Here is an 18,991-nt window from a genome sequence, read left to right as displayed (position 1 = left end):
CTAAAACTTCAGGCAGCAGGCGAGTTCAGGGCATTGTATACTTTTTATATGGTTTCCTGAAGGGGCACTGCGCTGAATCTCTGGCTTACAACCTCGCATGATTCTATGTTCTTTCAGGGACGTTTGTGAGATTATTGGATTAATGTCTTATTCGATCTGGAAAAGTCAAAAATACGGATAAGCTTTAAATAAGTGTTTAATTATTTTGAAACAGAAGGGTTATTCAATGAAACTATTAGCGTTTGTCTCCACTATAGACCTGAAGTACAAATTGGGGTGCACACCTTCATGGTGGCAGTTACTGAAAGCTCTCCACGAAACCGGAAATGAAGTTATAGTGGTCCCTTATCTTGGAGGGGCAGTGGAAAGCCTCTGGTGGAGGACTTATGAGAATTCTTGCAAGTTTGAAAGCATTCTGTACAATAACTTCCTGAAATCTCCGGGAAAAGTTACTGACTCTTCAAAAACAAACTTTTTTCTTTCTCCAATCATGAAAAACCTGATAAACCTCAGTATCAAGCCCAAGATCAAAAAACAACTATGGGACATCATAAACAACGAAAAAGATCTTGACTTCATCCTTTTCATGAATATCCCCCTCAACCATATCACCGGAATTCCTTCCGAGATCAAAACGGAATTCGGGATTTCATGCCTTTACTACGATGGAGACATGCCCACAATCCTTCCAAAATATGCAATGTCTCGCGGCTTTAAGTTTGACTATTATCTAGAAGCCGATCTTTCCGAATACGACGTATTCTTTGTCAACTCAAAAGGCGTAATCGAAGACCTCAAGGAAGCCGGTGCAAAAAAAGTAATCCCTCTATACTACGCAGCAGACCCTGACCTTTTCGCCCCCGTAAATGTGGAACAGACCATTGACGTCTCATTCTACGGCCATGGAAGTGAACTAAGGGAAGAATGGATGACAAATATGATCTCAAATCCCAGCAAAAGAATGCTGGATGCCAACTTCGCAGTTGGAGGTGGCAATTTCGGGACAGACATGGGCAATGCAAACCTTGTCGGCCCTGTCTCATACAGCGCCTTCCGTGAATTCTGCTGCAAAAGCAAGATCAACCTGAACATTACCAGATGGTCTCACACAAATGTTTATGCTTCTGCCACAGCCAGACCATTCGAGCTTGCAGCCTATGGAGCCTGCATAGTTTCCCAGCCTTATAATGGGATAGAGGAATGGTTTGAGATTGGTAAGGAAATTATCGTTGTCAACAGTGAAGATGAAGCTGTGGAAACCTATGAATGGTTGTTGTCCTCTGAAGAAGAAAGGCTGAAGATCGGTGAACGAGCAAGGCAGAGGATTTTGAAAGATCATACATACAGGCACAGGGCTGAAACGATTGTTACGTCGGTAAAAGGAACAGTGCCAAGTATTTTGAATGAACCTGCTTACGGGCTCAGGGCTGAGATGATGATTGAAGTGAGCACATCGAAGATGAAGCCATGGGAACCTCTGAATAGTTGTTGTCCTCCTCTGAGGAAGAAAGGGCTGAAGATCGGTGAAGAGCCAGGCAGAGTATTTTGAAAGAACATACGTACAAGTACAGGGCTATGTTAATTTTAAAACCGGTTTAATCTATATGCATTTAATCTGTTTCATTTTAATACCTTGAATTGTTAATCCGCGAAACATGGGTCTAGTTTATGAGACCTGATTCAATAGTTTGACATTTTCAGTATTGTTTTATTTAAAAGAGTGATCTGATATGGATTTTATTAAAGGAAAAAGAATTTTAATAACAGGTGGTACAGGCTCTTTTGGGAATGCTTTTATCAATTTTTCAAAAGATTGTGATATAAAATTCGTTGTTTTCAGCAGGGATGAAAAAAAGCAGCATGATATGTTTGTTGAAAGAAACGACAATAATATCGAGTATGTTGTAGGAGACATCAGAGATAAGAGCAGGCTCTTAAAACATTTCAAAGATGTAGATTACGTAATGCATGCTGCTGCTTTGAAGCATGTCCCAACAGGTGAACAGTTTCCGGAAGAGGTTATTAATACCAATATTCTAGGTACAAAAAATGTTATTGAGGCTGCTGAAGAATGCGGTGTTGAAAAAATCGTAAATTTAAGCACCGACAAAGCAGTTTATCCCATTAATGCTTACGGTATGAGTAAAGCTCTAGCTGAAAAATTGATGAGTGCTCATACAGGAGACACTGTTTGTGTAAATCTCAGGTATGGTAATGTTATTGGTTCAAGGGGCTCCGTAATTCCCCTATTCGTCGACAAGGCTAAAAATAACTTACCTCTTACAATAACCAACGAAGACATGACAAGATTCTTACTTCCTTTGAGCCATGCTGTTGATCTTTCAAAAAAGTGTTTAGAAATCGGACAAAGTGGGGATCTTTTTGTTATAAGACCTCCAGCAGCTACTATCAAAACTGTTGTCGAAGCACTTGAATTGCATTATGGGAAAAAGCTTGAGAAACAGATTATCGGGATTCGTCCCGGAGAGAAAATGGACGAAACTCTCCTTACTCCTGAAGAACTTTGTAGAGCGACCACATTTACTGATGATGGTATTGAATACATGAAGATTCCAAAATTGGATGCAAACATTGGAGACTACTTCTATCACGGCAAAGATGTTGTTATGCCTGAGCCTTTCACATCTGCCAACACAAAAATATTGGATGCAAAAGAGTCTCTGGATCTCATTAAATTTGCCGGCTCATTGGACTAAATTTAGAGTGTTCCACATTTTTTGCTAAATTCATAAATTTCTCTTGAAAATTTGGGAGTTGATACTATTAGAACAAATGTTCTCGTTCTGGGTGGCACTGGAATGCTGGGGTCCATGCTTGTGGACTATTTATCAAAAAAACCGGATCTGGAAATTACAGCTACAGTAAGGTCTGAAGAGGTTGCCAGAAATCTTGAAATTCAACTCCCAAGTGTGAAATGGAAAGTTTTCGATGCTAATTCTTCTGATCCTGATAAAGCACTTGAAGTGATAAGTGGAAACCAGTGGGTCATTAATGCCATTGGAATTATCAAACCACTAATTCATGACGATAATCCTTCTGAAGTTGAAAGGGCTATCAAGATTAATTCTCTATTACCTCACCTGCTAGCAAAAAAGGCTCAGGAAAAAGGTTCCAGGGTAATACAAATTGCAACTGATTGTGTTTATTCCGGTGATAAAGGGCACTATATAGAAACTGACGTTCACGATGCCCTTGACGTGTACGGAAAAACAAAAAGCCTGGGAGAAGTGTATTCTCCAAATGTTTTTCATTTGAGGTGCTCTATAATTGGTCCAGAGCCGAAGGAATTTAAGTCTCTACTGGAGTGGTTTTTGGGTCAGAGTACAAATGCTCACGTAAACGGTTTTACGAATCACCGGTGGAATGGGTTAACGACTTTGCATTTTGCGAAAATCTGCTATGGTATTATAAGTAACGATATTCAGCTTTTGCACCTTCAACATGTAGTGCCTGGCGGAGAAATTACGAAGTTTGACCTGTTGAAGGCTTTTTCAAAGTATTTCAATCGCAGAGACATCTCAATAACCCCCTTTGAAGCCGAGGTTCCAATAGACAGAACCATTTTTACTATTAATGACGGTTTAAACCTGCATCTCTGGAAATCCGCTGGTTATGGACACCCGCCTTCAGTGCCTGAAATGGTCGAAGAACTCGCAAATTATGATTATAGTTTCCATATCCCTGGACTAATAATCAAAAATGAAAGAGAGATGAAAATAAGTCCTTCCCCTAAATGGTGATTATACATGGCAGATCTGAAAGTGATGACAATTCTCGGAACTCGCCCTGAACTCATCCGTCTTGCAGAAATTATCAAAAAGCTGGATGCCTTCACAAATCATATTTTCGTTCACACGAATCAGAATTTCAATTATGAATTAAACGAAATATTCTTCGAAGAATTCGGGTTAAGAAAGCCTGATTATTTGCTGGAGGTAAAGAGTGATTCCATCGGGGAGCAGATCGGTAAAATAATTTCTCAAACAGAAATAGTAATGAGAAAAGAGAAACCCGATGCTTTGCTAATCCTGGGCGATACAAACAGTGCACTGTCATGTATTGTCGCTAAAAGAATGAAAATTCCTGTTTTCCACATGGAAGCCGGAAACAGATGTTTTGATGACAGGGTTCCAGAAGAAATTAACAGAAGAATAGTCGATCATACCTCGGATATAAACATGCCATATACCGAGCATGCAAGAAGAAACCTGTTAAGAGAAGGGATTGACTCTCATACTATTTTTGTTGTTGGCTCCCCACTGCGGGAAGTTATCGAAAAAAATATGAGTAAGATTGAAAACTCCAGGGTGCTTGAAGAACTCGGACTTCAAACTGAAAAATACTTCCTTGTGAGTTTCCACAGGGAAGAAAATGTTGATAGTGAACGCAATCTCCAGATTTTGATTAATACCCTGGAAGCGCTGGCTGATAAGTACAATTATCCAATCATAATTTCAACTCATCCCCGCACAAAAATGAGATTGGAGAACTTAAATATCTCTGAAAACAAGCTGTTCAATTTCCACAAACCCTTCGGTATGTTTGATTTTGTAAAACTGCAGAAAAATGCGTATTGTGTCTTATCAGACAGCGGGACAATACACGAAGAAGCTGCAATTTTCAGCATTCCTGCCCTTGTGATCAGGGAAAGCACGGAGAGACCCGAAGTATTCGATACCGGCAACGTAATCCTGACGGGAATAAATACTGATGTAATACTTCAGTCCATTGAAGTTGCAAGAAAACAGTATGAAGAAAATGTCTCTTTTGCCACTCCCGAAGCATATCAGGATACAAATGTTTCAGACCGAGTTTTGAAACTGATAATCGGAATGAGTAAGCTTGTCCAAAAAAAGAAATATTATTTACTAGATGACTGAATCCAGGATTTTAATGCGAATGAACGTTGAGATACAATTCCCAAAATCTGCTCAAAAAAGGCGTCGATTATTATGAGAATACTTATAGTTCAGGAATCTGATTGGATAGGAAGAGGTCCTCATAACAGCCATCATTTAATGGAAAGACTATCTGTAAAAGGGCATGAAATTAGAGTCATAGACTATGAGATCCTCTGGAATGAAAAAAAAGCCGAGAAAGGCCTTATTTCAAAAAGGAAAGTCTTTTACAACCAGCATAAGTCAATTGACAATGGAAACATTACCGTCATAAGGCCTCCAATTGTGAAACTGCCTGTCCTGAACTATGTTTCTTTGCTCTATACACATTATAATGAAATCAAAAAACAAATCGAGTCGTTCAAGCCTGATGTAATAGTGGGCCTGGGTATTTTGAATGCTAATGTTGCAATAAGATTGGCAAAAAAATACAATATTCCTTTTGTTTATTATGTAATGGATTTACTACATGGGCTTGTTCCCCAGAAAGCTTTCCAATCTCTTGCATCGTGCATTGAAAGGAACAACATGAAAAATGCGACTCGGGTAATTTCTGTCAATGAAGGGCTTAGAGAATATACCATCTCTATGGGTGCAAGGCGGGAAAATACTGAAGTCATAAGGACTGGTGTTGATTTCAATCATTTTAAACATTCCATAGATGGAAAGCCAATCAGGGAACAATATGGAATAAAGGACGATGAAATAGTTCTGTTTTTTATGGGTTGGCTGTACACTTTTTCTGGCCTTAAAGAGTTGGCTTTGGAGATCTCAAAATCTGTAGACAACATTAAATTATTTGTCCTTGGAGAAGGGGAGCTATGGGATGATCTTCAAAATATTGGAAATTCCAATGGCTTTAATAAAATGATTATTGTAAATTGGCAACCTTACGAAGACGTTCCAAAATATATTGCTGCGGCTGATGTATGCCTGCTTCCTGCTTATGCAAATGATGTTATGAAGTACATCGTTCCCATAAAAATGTATGAATATATGGCTATGAGTAAGTCCGTTATAGCCACAAGACTCTACGGTTTAGTTACAGAGTTTGGAGAAAATAATGGAGTTTTATATGCTGATAATCCTGCAAATGTTTTGGACAAAGTAAAATCTTTGGTTAAGGATCAAAATCTGGGGGAGGAAGGACAAAAAGCGCTGACATTTGTTAAAAAAAATAATTGGAACAATATTACAGAGGAATTTGAAAAATGTTTAATGAATATTGTCCAAAACAATATACATAACTATTCAGCCTACCAAAAGAAGTCGATTGGTATTGATTTTGACGAAACAGAGAAATCTGATTACTAACTGATGAGAAATGAAAAAACGCAATCAATAGCCAACAATTAAATAAAATAAGCTCACAGAAATTTGCCTATTGAATCTTAATAAAGATGGCGATTGATGTTGTTTTGTTCGAGCTGAATAGTTATCAAATCATATGGGAAAAAGTATATTTCACCCATTTGCTGAAAATTTAAGAATTTAGTCAAGTCTGAAAACATACTCAGAAGATCCCCATAACCCCTTAAATGTGTAATAAAATTGTTACTTAATTTTCTAGTAGAAAAATTCTCCCTTGAATTTGAAGAGGATACGTAATTAGCAATTACTAAAAAATAAGAGTAAAGGATGAATATGCCAGTTAACAGCCCCAAAGTCTATATTAATAATATTAATGAACAAAATCTTTTAGAAGAAATTCAAAATGGGTTAGAGTATATACAAGCAAATGAGATAATTAATGAAGATTCAGTAATCTTTATAAAGCCTAATTTAACCGATTTTGTTCACAAACCCGGTATAACCACAACCCCTCAAATGATCAAAGCAGTGATAGAAGCGCTTTCACCTCGTGTAAAAAAAATATTTGTGGGTGAATCAGATGGGGGGAACTATTCCTATTCAGCTGATACGTCTTTAAAGAATCATGGAGTGTTTGATGTTGCCAGACATTTTCCTAACGTTGAAGTTGTCAATCTTTCAAAGTTACCTCGAACAAGGGTTACAGAAACGGTTTGTGGGAAAAATGTGTGGGTAGATTTTCCAGATCTATTAATCAACGAAATAGATTGTCTTGTTTCCGTGCCCGTCCTAAAGACCCATGCAATGACTCATGGAACATTCAGCATTAAGAATCTATGGGGTTGCTATCCTGATTCAATGAGACTCCTTTATCATAAAAATCTTGATTATAAACTAGCTCTGATTAGCAAATTGACAAAAAATAAGATTCAAATAATTGATGGGTTCTGGGCATTGGATGGTCATGGTCCTATGGAAGGAACGCCTATAAAAACAAATAAGATCCTAATTTCTAATGATCCGGTTGCAGTTGATTCTTCTGCAGCGTACTTAATGAATCTTGATAAAAGTAAAATTGGGCATTTAGATATATCTGAACAATTTGGTCTGGGTATATCTGATATCAATAAAATCCAATTCAATAAAGATGTGCATAAAGAAAAACTACAAAAATTTAAACCTTATAAAGTTAGACTTGATTATTTTTCTGTTCTGCTGTTTAAGAGTGAAATTCTTTCAAAGATGGTTCTCTCCTCTCCAATCACACCCTTAATTTACAAAGTGGTACACTTGTCAAGACCAAAAACAAAAGAACATACTGCGCTGCCCATAATAAAGTTTATAGTAATCTTAAACGAAAGTAAATATCTTGTCGGTTGATACTATGAAAATACTACAAGTTGTTCAGTTTTTTTCTCCTAATCATGGTGGTTCCGCGACATCTACTTACGAGCTATCAAAACAACTGCAAAAAAAAGGGCATGAAATTACAGTTCTTACAACAGACTTTCAAATGAACAATGTTTTTATCGATTCACTGGAAGGTATAACAGTAATTCCTTTTCATTGTCAATTGAATATTGGAAGTCTTTTGATATCCTCTTCAATGAATAAATATTTAAAAGAAAACATTGATAATTTTGACATAATTCATATGCATAATTTTCGGACTTATCAGAATATTATAACTCATAAATATGCTATTAAACATAATGTACCGTATATCCTACAAGCTCGTGGTTCAATTCCTTTATTGAGTAAAAGCAAACAAAAAAAATTATTTGATTTGTTTTTCGGGCAAACAATAGTTAGAGATGCAAGTAAAATTATTGCATCGTCTAAAATTGAATCTAGTCAATATCATGATGTTTTCCCAAGTTTGAATTCTGACAAAATTATTCATATTCCTAATGGAATCAACCTAAATACTTATTTAAATCTTCCAAAAAAGGGAAGCTTCAAAAAGAAATATTCAATCCACTCTAATGAAAAAATTGTCCTTTTTTTAAGTCGTATACATGACAGAAAAGGGGCAGATATTCTTATTCGAGCATTTAATTATTTAAAAAATGATATGACTAATATAAAACTCGTTATTGCTGGACCAGATGATGGTTATTTAGAGAGATTAAAGTCAATTATCAAAGAGTTAAACCTTGAGAACGATGTAATATTTCCTGGATCCCTTTATGAAAAGGAGAAGTTGGAGGCATATGTTGATGCAGATGTTTTTGTGTTGCCTTCAAAAGATACATATGAGTCTTTTGGAAATGTTGTTTTAGAATCTCTTGTATGCGGCACCCCCGTGATTGTAACTAATGTATGTGGTGTTACAGAGTGGATCAATGATGTAGCATATATCGTTGAACCTGATCAGTTCCAAATTAGAAATGCGATATTTAATATTTTGAACGATAACAGTTTACATGAAAAATTTAGCTTGTCTGGCAGAAATTTAGTTCTTACAAACTTTGGATGGGACCGCATCACCTCTCAAATTGAAAAAAGTTATATCTCCGTTCTTAATTCCTGAATTTTTGTAGAACTTTTTAGTTTGTACGCTTTAATTAATTTATTTCAGTCGAATGCTAGCTTTCTGCGGGGTGCGTCAGTGCAACTTTAATCTCACATTCCGAACCCCGACATTTTTGTGACAATATGCTATACAAAAAGATCATTTTACTGACATAATATCAACAAAATGACCAATCGTCAAGTATTGTTTTCCTATCTTGGCAGGGGTTCGAAATATGGATTTAATTATATAGAATTATTATGTTTTCTTCAAGATAAATGAAATAAATTTACACAGTCAGCTAAATGTCAGAAACCAAAATAGGCATGTGGTAAAATAATAACGAAATATACAATATTGAAATTGACGACGAAATATGGAATAGTAGCGAGGATCCGAATATCTTTTTTAAAATATAATGTATTTTTCTAAAAAATGTATCTTATATCTTCAGAACATTATCTAGATTATTAAGTTTATTTCTACAACATTGATACCAAATTTAAAATGATTATTATGATCCGGAACTATTGTAAATCCAAGTTACATGTTTATTTAATAACTTTGCTAGGAACTCTTATTGGCTTAGATATATCTATGATATATCTAAAGGGCACAACTCCACATTTCATCTCATTTATAGTCGGATTTGTGTTGCTATGTGCTCCCGTGATACTTTTTATCTTTAAAGAAAATGATACATCTCTAAATACTACTTTTGCAATATTTCTAATCTTATTGACAGTTAGCTTTAATCAATCTCTTTTATCGATTGGAAGCGATTATATTCAGGGAACTGATGGTCCCTTCAATTTAAATATAATTGTTAACTTGTTAAATGAATATGGAAAATTCAATTTGTATAATGAGAATTCTTTATTTAATTTGAACTTTTATGGATTACCAATCTTTTGTAATATAGTAAGTATTCTCTTGAACCTCCCTTTGGATTTTGTTTGTTTGCATTCTAATCCTATCTTTGGTGTAATCTCGATTTTTATTTATTTCGTTTTGATTAAAGATCAGTTGCCAATCAAATTAGCTTTGATTTCTACAATTTTCTTAGGCTGGAGTTTAACTTATATAATATATGGAATAGAATTAAGACCAGAAAATTTAGGTTTTTTGTTTTTTATTATGGTTTTTTATTTTGTATCTAAAAAAACTATGTTATCCCACGTTAATTATTTATTTTCTCTATTGGCAATTTTAGTATCTTTTGCACTCGTCACTACACATGGCGCTGCTACTATCCATTCAGTACTTATCTTCACAATATTCTCTTTCAATATTTCTTACTTGTCTAAAAAAAGATGTAAGCAGTATAACGAGCAAATTCATGTAATTATATTTGTAATATTCATATTTTATTTATTTTATCTAACTGGTTCTTCTACATCTTTTTTAAATATTTTATACCGGTCAATCGAAGGCGCTTTTTCAATTGATCAAAATCTAATTTTTAATGAAAAAGGAGTTTCAGCTTTAAGTAATAACATTCCTTTTATAATTACAATTTTAGTCTGGATAGAGAGGACATTGTTTATTATTGGATATATCTTTTTAAGCTATAATATTTATATCAAAAATTCTCAATATCTAAATTCATTTTATCTTTTTATACTTCTGTGGAGTTCTGTTTATTTTGTAATTATTATCTTATCCATTCCTGCTCATACATTAAATCCCTCAAGAATTTATCGATTTTTTGAAATTCCAGTATCTATCATTAAATCAATTATTTTAATTCATACTATTACACTAATTCCATATAATTTGCATAGAAATATTGCCATAAATTCATTCCGTGTTTTTCCATCATTTTTAAAAATACCTTTAAGTAAATTTATATCAGTTATGTTTTCACGGACAATAAGGATAGGTTTAGCGTCCACTATTATGTTACTAATTATGATCAACTCGATTTTTTTGTTGCCCATGTGGGTTATAAATATTGAGCTAAATTCTTACCATGAAGAGCCATATGCTGATTTCTGTGATCAAGATATTTTAGCTGGTAAATTCGCTTCGGCAAAATTAAATAATTTTGTATTTATCGGTGATTTTAGAACAAAAGTAATTTTTGGTATAATTGGAAACAAGAAAATCATTAAGATAGACTCTATAAATGTTAACTTTGAACCCCCTAATCTTTTTGAGAAGTCTATATTTATTGGACTTAAAACAGGTGATAAACAAAATATTTATCTCACTGAAGATTTTATTAATGCTGGCTTTAAAATATATGATAATCGAAGAGTAAATATCAATTTATTACATCGGGAGTGTGGAGGGTCACGAATACCCCGTCCTTAATATGGACAATTTTGTAAGGAGGAACCTGGCCCAGAGGGCTCAGGTTCTCCTCCTTAAAGCGTTCAAGAGGAATTTGATTGGTTGTTCCGTGGACAGTTGAATTTACCCTTTCCAACCACATGTGAACTTGTGTAAAGGGCGGTCAACTTTTTTCCATTTTGGGCGGTATAGAATTTTCCAACCTTTTTATATAAAGTTTATTCAATTTTCTAAAATTTCTGTAGAATTATGATGTATTTTACATTTCGACCCCCCTCAAAAAAACTACTTATTTTTTTTATTTGTACAGTTTATTACTCATTTTGTCCTATCTTCTGAATTAATTATTCAATATTCCATAAGATCTCGCTGAAAAATAGGTTAACTTCGTGGTATTTTTTACAAATTTGAACGGGAGTTTTTGGAAAATCATGGGATTCAGCCAAAATCCTTGATTTTGTTGAGCTTGTATCTACAGTAAATTAAAAAAGTTTAGCCAGTTGGTGAAAAAAATCACCTTATTTTGAAAGGGGGGATCAAAATGTAAATTGTAAAAAAATAAATTATGTTTTATTTTGAAGGGGGGTCGAAATGTAAAATGTATCTTACCTTCGGCAGGTCGACATTTAATTTTTGATACTTTTTGATGATGACGATTTTGAAATAATGCTCCGTAATTGTGTGTAGTTGTTAGGTTTACATATGACCAATTATTAATCTATCATACTAAACTTTAATGAAAAAACGATTCAGTGCTTATATAGGTCGTGATTGATCCGTTTTTTTTATGAAGATAGTATCTGAAAGATATTATTTAAAAAAACTTTGACAAAAAAATCCATTTGAGGCCGTAATCAATATTATTAAAAAATAAATTATGTTTAATTTTTAAGGGGGGATCGAAATGTAAATTATAATCAGTTAGTAATCAGATTTCTCTGTTTCGTCAAAATCAATATCAATCAACTGGTTCTGGTAGACTGAATTCTTACACATTTTTTTACTTCCAATTAACTCGCTGCATAAAGATTTCCATTGAGCTCCTATACTTTCCCAGGTAAATGAATTTTCCGCAGTCATTCTAGCATTTTTGGAAATTTTCTCTCGCAAGATTGAGTTTCCCGATAAATACTTGATAGCCTTGATATATTCGTTTGGCTCAGGAGCACAAAGTATTCCATTTTCGAGATGATTAATCATTTCTGTCATTTCTCCCATCCTACATGCAATGATTGCTCTCCCAGAAGACATGGCTTCAACTTCTGCTCTTCCAAGTTCCTTTTGAAAGAATAAAATGATATCTAATTTAGATAAAAAACCGTTCAGTTTATTTCGAGGAACAGCTCCTAAATGCTCAACATTTGGTAAATCTATAAAATATTTTTTATACGGTCCTTCCCCAAATATTTGGAATCTAACATCTGGAAGTTCTGTAATTGATTTCTGAACAATTTGTACTAATAAATTTACACCTTTGATTTCAGTCAGTCTTCCAATAAATCCTATTTTTATATTGGTTTCTTTTTTTTCTATTTCTTTATTCGGTTTAAATATATTTATTTCTACTCCAGTTGCGATAACTTTGATTTTTTTTGGATCTATTCCATATTGAACCATTCCTTTTTTAATTGAATTACTTTGCGTTCTTATTTTATCGACCAACTTACAGGCAAATATACTGAAATAAAGGTTATACAAGTGAAACAATTTTTGCAATAAATTTCTCTTAAATGTTATAACATAAGGATCTGTCCAGGGAGTCGTATTACCCTCTGAATAAATTATCTTTACCTTTCTTACTTTAGCTAATAATATCGATAGGAACGCTGTTTGAGGATTATGGACAATAATAATTTTCAGGTTTTTCTGAATTAATTTTGAAATTTTTACTGCTACTAAGAGTGAAAACAAATATGTTATAAAAAAGTTTATAGTGGCTTCTAACTTGGATTTGAATGGATAATTTTTAGGGGCAGGAATAAAAACTTGTTCTATAGTGAAGTTGTTATTTATCTTTATAGATCCTTGATATTTTTTATAATAAGCACTTATAATTGAAACTTTGTAATATTTTGATAACTCTAGTGCTACATTATAATCCATGACCCCACAACCGCCTCCTCTAACAGTATTCGTCTCAAGTGGGCTTGGGCTAATTATACAAATATCTATTTCATTTCTATTATTTTTATTTACCATTAATTTCCTCCTGTATAAACAAATTATTTTTTATTTGCCTAAAAGGAAAGCAATCTTGGCAATATACTTGCAAGTTGATTTACAGTTTTCTCTTAGGAGAAATATTTTATTAAGAGCTCATCTCAAAACCAATTTTATTCTCAAATCAATAAGAGTTTTAGAACCATTTTCGTAATCAGAAACTTAGGAAAGATAAGATTCCTAGTAGATTCACAACATGAAGTGAATATAGACTTAGTTTGAAATCATTGTAGTAGGATTCTAACACAGCTTCTTGTCGCAATATAGAACTTTTGGTACACTGGTGAAGTTAATCGGAAGACTTCGACGAAGAAATTACTTTTTTTATTAAATTTTCTGTTTTACTTAATACCGTCTTCTCACTAAATCTCAACTTTAGAATTTGTCTATTTTTTTCAATATCTTCTTCTGATAAATGCAAATCCAATAAAGAAGAGTTTTTATATAATTCATCCACATTAAATATTACTACGCCGTTTTCTTTGTAATATGCATACAAGGGATTTTTTTCGTTCAAAAATACTTTGGCACCCAAGTATAACATAGCTAAAATATTACCCGTTCCTTGCTGCCTATGATGATTCATTATTACATTAGAACAAGAACTTATTAAATTTATATATTTCTCATATGGCATAAACTCATCGACACTTAAAAAGCTATTCCCAAAATAAACTTTGCCTTTATTTCTCAAAATACTTGCATACTCAGAATCACCATAGCTTAACGGACATATTATTTTTTTTCCATTCATATTTTGAGTTCTTAGAAAACCAAAAATTTCCAAATGATTATTTGTAGGCGTAGCACTGTTGCCTACAAGTATATTGTTACCATTTAGGTTACTATGCTTCATTTTTCCTTCAATAATTTCCGACGTGCTACCATAGTTCCAATTGACATAATCTGGAAAGTTAGATTTAAACTTAGAGGCAACCATATCATATTCATTTTCCAGAACAGGTGCAAAAAAATTAATTTTTTCGACGATTGCTTTTTTTTCTAAGTTCTTGTAGAATATGCTTTTCGCAAGCCGCTTTAACAAATTACTGGTCGAATTTTTTTTCTTGGCCAAACCTTTAATAATATCTTTGGTTTGTTCTTGGTATAGGGACTCACGATCTTCATATATAATATCATAGTAATCAAGTCCCATGCCAATCCATACAAATTTTAAACACGGACTGGCATGTGCCACAACTTCTTGATTAAATTCATTTAGTGAGTGAAGAACAATAAAATCATATTTTTCTAATGATTTCATAAAAAACGGATTTTTGAATGAAATTGGGTTAATGAATTCAACCGGGGTCTTCTTAATATTCTTTAATTTTTTATTTAATGAATGTATTAAAAATGTATTGCACAAAGGCGCTACGGACTCAAAATTCTTGTAAGCAGCATCCGTAAATATATTATCAGAAGTGAGATGAAGGATTTTTATATTCTCAATCATAGTTGCACCTTTTAAATTATTATACTCTTTGCTGTTTTGTCCAAGTTGAAAATAATTCTATTGTTATAACTTTGCCAAGGAAATATGATAAATATCGATCTTAAATACGATTTTACACAACAAATGCTTTTAATTTTATATGTGGTGATCACAGATTTGGGACGTGAACATAAATTACCACTTGAAACATCGAAGAGACAATTATTAAAATAATGACTCTGTAGAATATCTATTGTCCATCCCGACTCTTTCATTATTTCTTAGATATCATGTTTCGTCCATGATTCTGACCCTTTTTAAATACTGTTCTTTTATTATCTGCAAAATTAGCAACTGTCCCGGCATTTTTAACAAATGGTTTGTTAACACATAGAATGTAGCTCCCGCCAATCCAATCACCAAAACATAAACAAATTCTCCAACTGATAAAATTAAACCTATGGTATACATAATAACTCCCATTGTAACAGCTAATAGAAGCGTAGGGATAAAGTCATGCAACTGTTCTGGTACTGAATAGTCAATCAATTTAATTGAAAAGTAACTATTGGGAATATAAGCTATGAATGAACTAACTATCTGTCCTATTAATATGCCAAAAATTCCATACTGTATACTAGCCAATAAAATTATCACAATCATGAGTTTCTTAACTATTTCTAAATATAAGAAGAGGTCTGATCGACCTTTAACCATGAGAATATTCAAGTTGATTGCATGAAGGGGATACAATATACCTGCTATACACAATAGCTGCAAATAAGGTACTGCGGGTAACCAGTCTTCTTTCAGCATAAGACTAAATAGAGGTCTAGCCAACACTACAAGTGCTATCATACAAGGGAAGACAATATAGGTAACAACCTGAATAATTCTCCGATAAAATACCTTAAGTGCAGTATTATCATCTTGTATGGATGACAGTGCCGGATAGGTAACCTTTTGTATTGCACCTGTTAATTGTGTTACAACAAGCATCTGAATTCGCTGGGCGAAAAAATAGTATCCCACCAGTGTAACTGAAAAGAGTTTGCCAATAACTATGACATAAATATTTTGGAAAGCAGTATTTATTAGGCCAGATGCTAATAGTTTTGAACCAAAGCCAAACATTTCATTAAGTGATTCTACACTAAAGTCTTTACTGGGCCTCCATTTATTAATAATCCAGTAAAGTACTGTAGCAGCAAAAGATGATATTAGCATCTGAGCTACAAGACTCCATACCCCAAAACCCATTGCTGCCATGAAGATTGCCACAACACCGGAAAATATAGCGGACGGTAGAGTAACTTTGAATTGGACTTTAAAGTTCAACTTTCGGGTAAGGTCTGCTACCTGCACCAGTTGAAATGAATTGGTAATCACTACCAATCCCACTACACGAACCAACACTATCAATCTTGTTTCATCATAAAAACTGGCTATGAAGGGTGCAGAGGCGAAAAGAAGTGCGTAAACTAAAAGTCCCAACACTAGATTTGTATAGAAAGCCGTGGAATAATCAGTTTGGCTAGCCTCTTTTTTACGAATGAGGGCTTGAGTAAAGCCGGAATCCATTAAAGAGTTAGCAATAGCAAAGAAGACTGCGATCATGGCCATAAGACCAAAATCTTCAGGAAGTAAGAACCACGCTAATATAATTGTAGTGATGGTCTGAATCCCAACTCTAAAGGTTTGCTCAAAGAAAGTCCAGATTATCCCTGTAATCGTTTTGTGGCGGAGGGTATCATTTGCTTCCATTTTTAGTCCTATTCCCCTGCATAATTGTTTTTGGGTTCGTTTTTATTCAATTTTTGTTTAATATTTTGGGTTCAATATTTTTAGTCCCAATAGTTCCAGGAATAGCATGTAGTAATTCCTTGTTAACACGTTCACCTCTTAACATATTGATTATTGCTTTAGGGAAATTTGCTCCCGCAAGATGAGAAAATGGATATTGTCCACCAAAACGACAATTCATCTCTAATACATAATAAGTTCCTTTTACCAAAAAACAATCAACATCTAAGTTTGCAACATGTTTTAGTTTTATCGCAATATTTTCTCCTAATTCAAATAAATCTTTATTTTCTACTATTATAGCACTATCCGTTTCACCTGCTCTCATAGCGATTTTTTGTTTCGGAATGCAAGTCAGAAAATTCCCATTTAAGTCATTGAAAACATCGAGACCATATTCATCTCCAAGGAGCTTTTCTTGGATAATTATGCTTGATTCCAAATCAACACATGATTCGTATTTTAAATAAGTGTTTAATATGTCTCTTTTTGTCTTTTGGTATAAAATTTCGAGTTCACTTAAATTGTCTGCTTGATATATTCCAATTGAACCCATTCCCCACCTAGGTTTAATAATTAAGGGGAAACAAATTGTATTGTTATTAATAGATTCCAAGCAATCTTTTATTGAAATAAAACTCATTGGAGTAGGAATATCAATTGAAGTCAAAAATTTATAAGTTTTCCACTTATCGTTGCAGATTTGTGTAGTTTCGTAGTTTGATACTACAACCTGAATTCCTTGTTCATTAAATTTTTTCTTTGAATTAGCTAATATTGGCAAATCAATATCAAATAAAGGAACAATTGCTTTAATTTCATTTTTTAAACAGTAACCCCTCAAGTAATCAATATATACAGGGTCATGGATCAAGGGAGTGCAAATACTTTTATCTGCTATTTGCATAGCATAAGTCTGATTGCTATTTGCAGCATATACTAACCCAACATTATTCAACGCATCTTTAAAGTATTTCACCAAGTATGTTCTGCGTCCAACAGAGGTTAATAATATATTCATTTTAAATCACATCTGAAGCCATTAAATTAAGTAAGCCTCCAGTATGCCAGAAAACTACATTTGAGTTTTTGGGGATTATACCTTTAGACACATAATTTCTTAACGCATGAAATGCTTTTCCTGTATAAGTTGAATCTAAAATAAGACCTTCTGTTCTTGCTGCCCAGTGAATTGTTTCAAGTAATTCTGGATAGATACTTTCATAACCCTCACCTTTCCAGGTATCATCAAAGAAAATATCTTCGGGAATGTCAACTGGCTTATTTAAAAAATCATTAAGCTCAATCATACTTTCTAACACAGCGTTTTTTCCTTTATTCGAATCTCTTGCAACCGACACACCCATTACCTTACATTTTGGTAAAAACTTTCTGCATCCAATTTCTATTCCAGCCTGAGTAGTACCTGTACCACTAGCAAGCACAATGAAATCTATGGTTTGAGATCCAATTTGAGATTTTAATTCTTTCACAGCTTCATAATATGCATAAGATCCTTCTACGCAATGTCCCCCTCCCCAAATGTAAAGCGGATTAAAACCTTCATTTCGTAAATCAGTCATTGCTTTATCCATTGATTGGGCAACATTTTCCTTATTTACAAATCTTAATTCAGCACCTACAAGCTTGGTTAATTTTAGGTTCCCAACATAAGTTCTATTTGGTTCTAAATCATGTATGATCATAATTGTTTTCCAACCAAGCTTAGCAGCAAATATTGCAGTTGCCCTTACATGATTTGATTGATTTCCACCTGCAGTCACAATTGCATTATAACCCTTTTTCTGCGCTTCTGCTAATATATAATGTAGTTTACGAGCCTTATTTCCACCGCCTGTAAAAGAGAATAAATCATCTCTTTTGCAGATCAAATTAATATTTAACTTATTTCCGATCCTTTTTTTTTGCTCAACTTTTGTAGGACTAAAATCAAATGTGCTTATAGAGGGGTTCAAATATAACTCCATGTTAATCCTACACATTCCATTTTGTTCTTCTGAAAGCTTATTTACAAATTTAAAGCCCTTTCTTTCATACAAAGGTCTTGCAGGACCATTTTCCCAAGGTTCCATAGCCACTTTTTCAAACCCGTCTGATTTTAGATGACAAAGTGTCATTTCAATAAGTCTTCCCCCAATTCCTTTTCCACGTAAAGAATTGGCAACTCCCATAATAGGAATAAATGCTCTTTTTTTTCTCTTATCGTTGGCATAAAAAGCAATAAATCCCAATATATTATCACTGCCCAAATTATAAGCGATATAAAAATTGGCATTTTTTCTTAGTTTCTCAGCATATTCAAAAAGATCTACCCTTTCGCTGAGAAGGGTGACGAAATCATGATCTATTTCTATTAGAAAATCAACCAGGTTCTGGTGGTTAATCGAATTCGGAGGAACATATTTTAATCCAATTCCCATATCTCTTAAACCACTTAAATTAGTTGTTTTTTTCATATCATAAACCCCATAA

At 33.7% G+C, this 18,991-nt stretch carries 13 protein-coding genes and 1 pseudogene; 8 read left to right on the top strand and 6 right to left on the bottom strand.

Translation table 11 applies throughout. From position 1 onward, the window contains the following. The first annotated feature begins 226 nt into the window (after positions 1 to 226). The 8 genes from MSWH1_RS16265 (at position 227) to MSWH1_RS16230 (ending at position 11,061) form a co-directional block, all read left to right on the top strand. Positions 227 to 1,549 carry a glycosyltransferase gene (locus tag MSWH1_RS16265; protein ID WP_082088192.1) on the top strand — a complete coding sequence of 441 codons (1,323 nt, stop codon included), beginning with the start codon at positions 227 to 229 and terminating at the stop codon, positions 1,547 to 1,549. A 181-nt stretch (positions 1,550 to 1,730) separates the two neighbouring features. Further along, positions 1,731 to 2,717, top strand: a complete 987-nt coding sequence (locus tag MSWH1_RS16260) for a polysaccharide biosynthesis protein (protein ID WP_048129949.1) — start codon at positions 1,731 to 1,733, stop codon at positions 2,715 to 2,717. A gap of 51 nt (positions 2,718 to 2,768) precedes the next feature. Next, entirely contained in the window at positions 2,769 to 3,761 is a 993-nt protein-coding gene (locus MSWH1_RS16255; protein WP_255350471.1) for an SDR family oxidoreductase, read from the top strand. A gap of 6 nt (positions 3,762 to 3,767) precedes the next feature. Beyond that, on the top strand, positions 3,768 to 4,901 hold the full coding sequence (gene wecB / locus MSWH1_RS16250) for a non-hydrolyzing UDP-N-acetylglucosamine 2-epimerase (protein WP_048129948.1): 1,134 nt from the start codon (positions 3,768 to 3,770) through the stop codon (positions 4,899 to 4,901). Positions 4,902 to 4,973: 72 nt separating this feature from the next. Further along, entirely contained in the window at positions 4,974 to 6,233 is a 1,260-nt protein-coding gene (locus tag MSWH1_RS16245; protein ID WP_082088191.1) for a glycosyltransferase, read from the top strand. Positions 6,234 to 6,563: 330 nt separating this feature from the next. Beyond that, on the top strand, positions 6,564 to 7,610 hold the full coding sequence (locus tag MSWH1_RS16240) for a DUF362 domain-containing protein (protein ID WP_052723193.1): 1,047 nt from the start codon (positions 6,564 to 6,566) through the stop codon (positions 7,608 to 7,610). 4 nt (positions 7,611 to 7,614) lie between these two features. Continuing rightward, the gene (locus tag MSWH1_RS16235) at positions 7,615 to 8,763 is read left to right on the top strand and encodes a glycosyltransferase (protein WP_048130712.1); all 1,149 of its coding nucleotides are present in this window, start codon (positions 7,615 to 7,617) and stop codon (positions 8,761 to 8,763) included. Positions 8,764 to 9,414: 651 nt separating this feature from the next. Then, positions 9,415 to 11,061 carry a hypothetical protein gene (locus MSWH1_RS16230; protein WP_156148221.1) on the top strand — a complete coding sequence of 549 codons (1,647 nt, stop codon included), beginning with the start codon at positions 9,415 to 9,417 and terminating at the stop codon, positions 11,059 to 11,061. A gap of 1 nt (position 11,062) precedes the next feature. Here the strand turns inward: MSWH1_RS16230 and MSWH1_RS19485 are convergent. The 6 genes and pseudogenes from MSWH1_RS19485 to MSWH1_RS16205 form a co-directional block, all read right to left on the bottom strand. Then, positions 11,063 to 11,191: pseudogene (locus MSWH1_RS19485) on the bottom strand (IS21 family transposase); the annotation flags it as partial. A 770-nt stretch (positions 11,192 to 11,961) separates the two neighbouring features. Further along, positions 11,962 to 13,239, bottom strand: coding sequence for a glycosyltransferase family 4 protein (locus tag MSWH1_RS16225; RefSeq protein ID WP_048129946.1), 1,278 nt, complete (start codon positions 13,237 to 13,239; stop codon positions 11,962 to 11,964). Positions 13,240 to 13,549: 310 nt separating this feature from the next. After that, positions 13,550 to 14,716 (bottom strand): TDP-N-acetylfucosamine:lipid II N-acetylfucosaminyltransferase, encoded by a 1,167-nt coding sequence (locus MSWH1_RS16220; RefSeq protein WP_048129945.1) that lies wholly within the window; start codon positions 14,714 to 14,716, stop codon positions 13,550 to 13,552. 267 nt (positions 14,717 to 14,983) lie between these two features. Beyond that, positions 14,984 to 16,459: a lipopolysaccharide biosynthesis protein gene (locus MSWH1_RS16215; protein ID WP_048129944.1), complete on the bottom strand. Its 1,476-nt coding sequence runs from the start codon at positions 16,457 to 16,459 to the stop codon at positions 14,984 to 14,986. A 46-nt stretch (positions 16,460 to 16,505) separates the two neighbouring features. Continuing rightward, positions 16,506 to 17,519 (bottom strand): ATP-grasp domain-containing protein, encoded by a 1,014-nt coding sequence (locus MSWH1_RS16210; protein WP_048129943.1) that lies wholly within the window; start codon positions 17,517 to 17,519, stop codon positions 16,506 to 16,508. Position 17,520: 1 nt separating this feature from the next. Continuing rightward, entirely contained in the window at positions 17,521 to 18,975 is a 1,455-nt protein-coding gene (locus MSWH1_RS16205) for a pyridoxal-phosphate dependent enzyme (RefSeq protein ID WP_048129942.1), read from the bottom strand. Positions 18,976 to 18,991: the final 16 nt, after the last annotated feature.

Origin of the sequence: Methanosarcina sp. WH1 (assembly GCF_000970005.1) — an archaeon.
GTDB lineage: Archaea > Halobacteriota > Methanosarcinia > Methanosarcinales > Methanosarcinaceae > Methanosarcina.
This window is presented reverse-complemented; position numbering and strand designations above follow the sequence as displayed.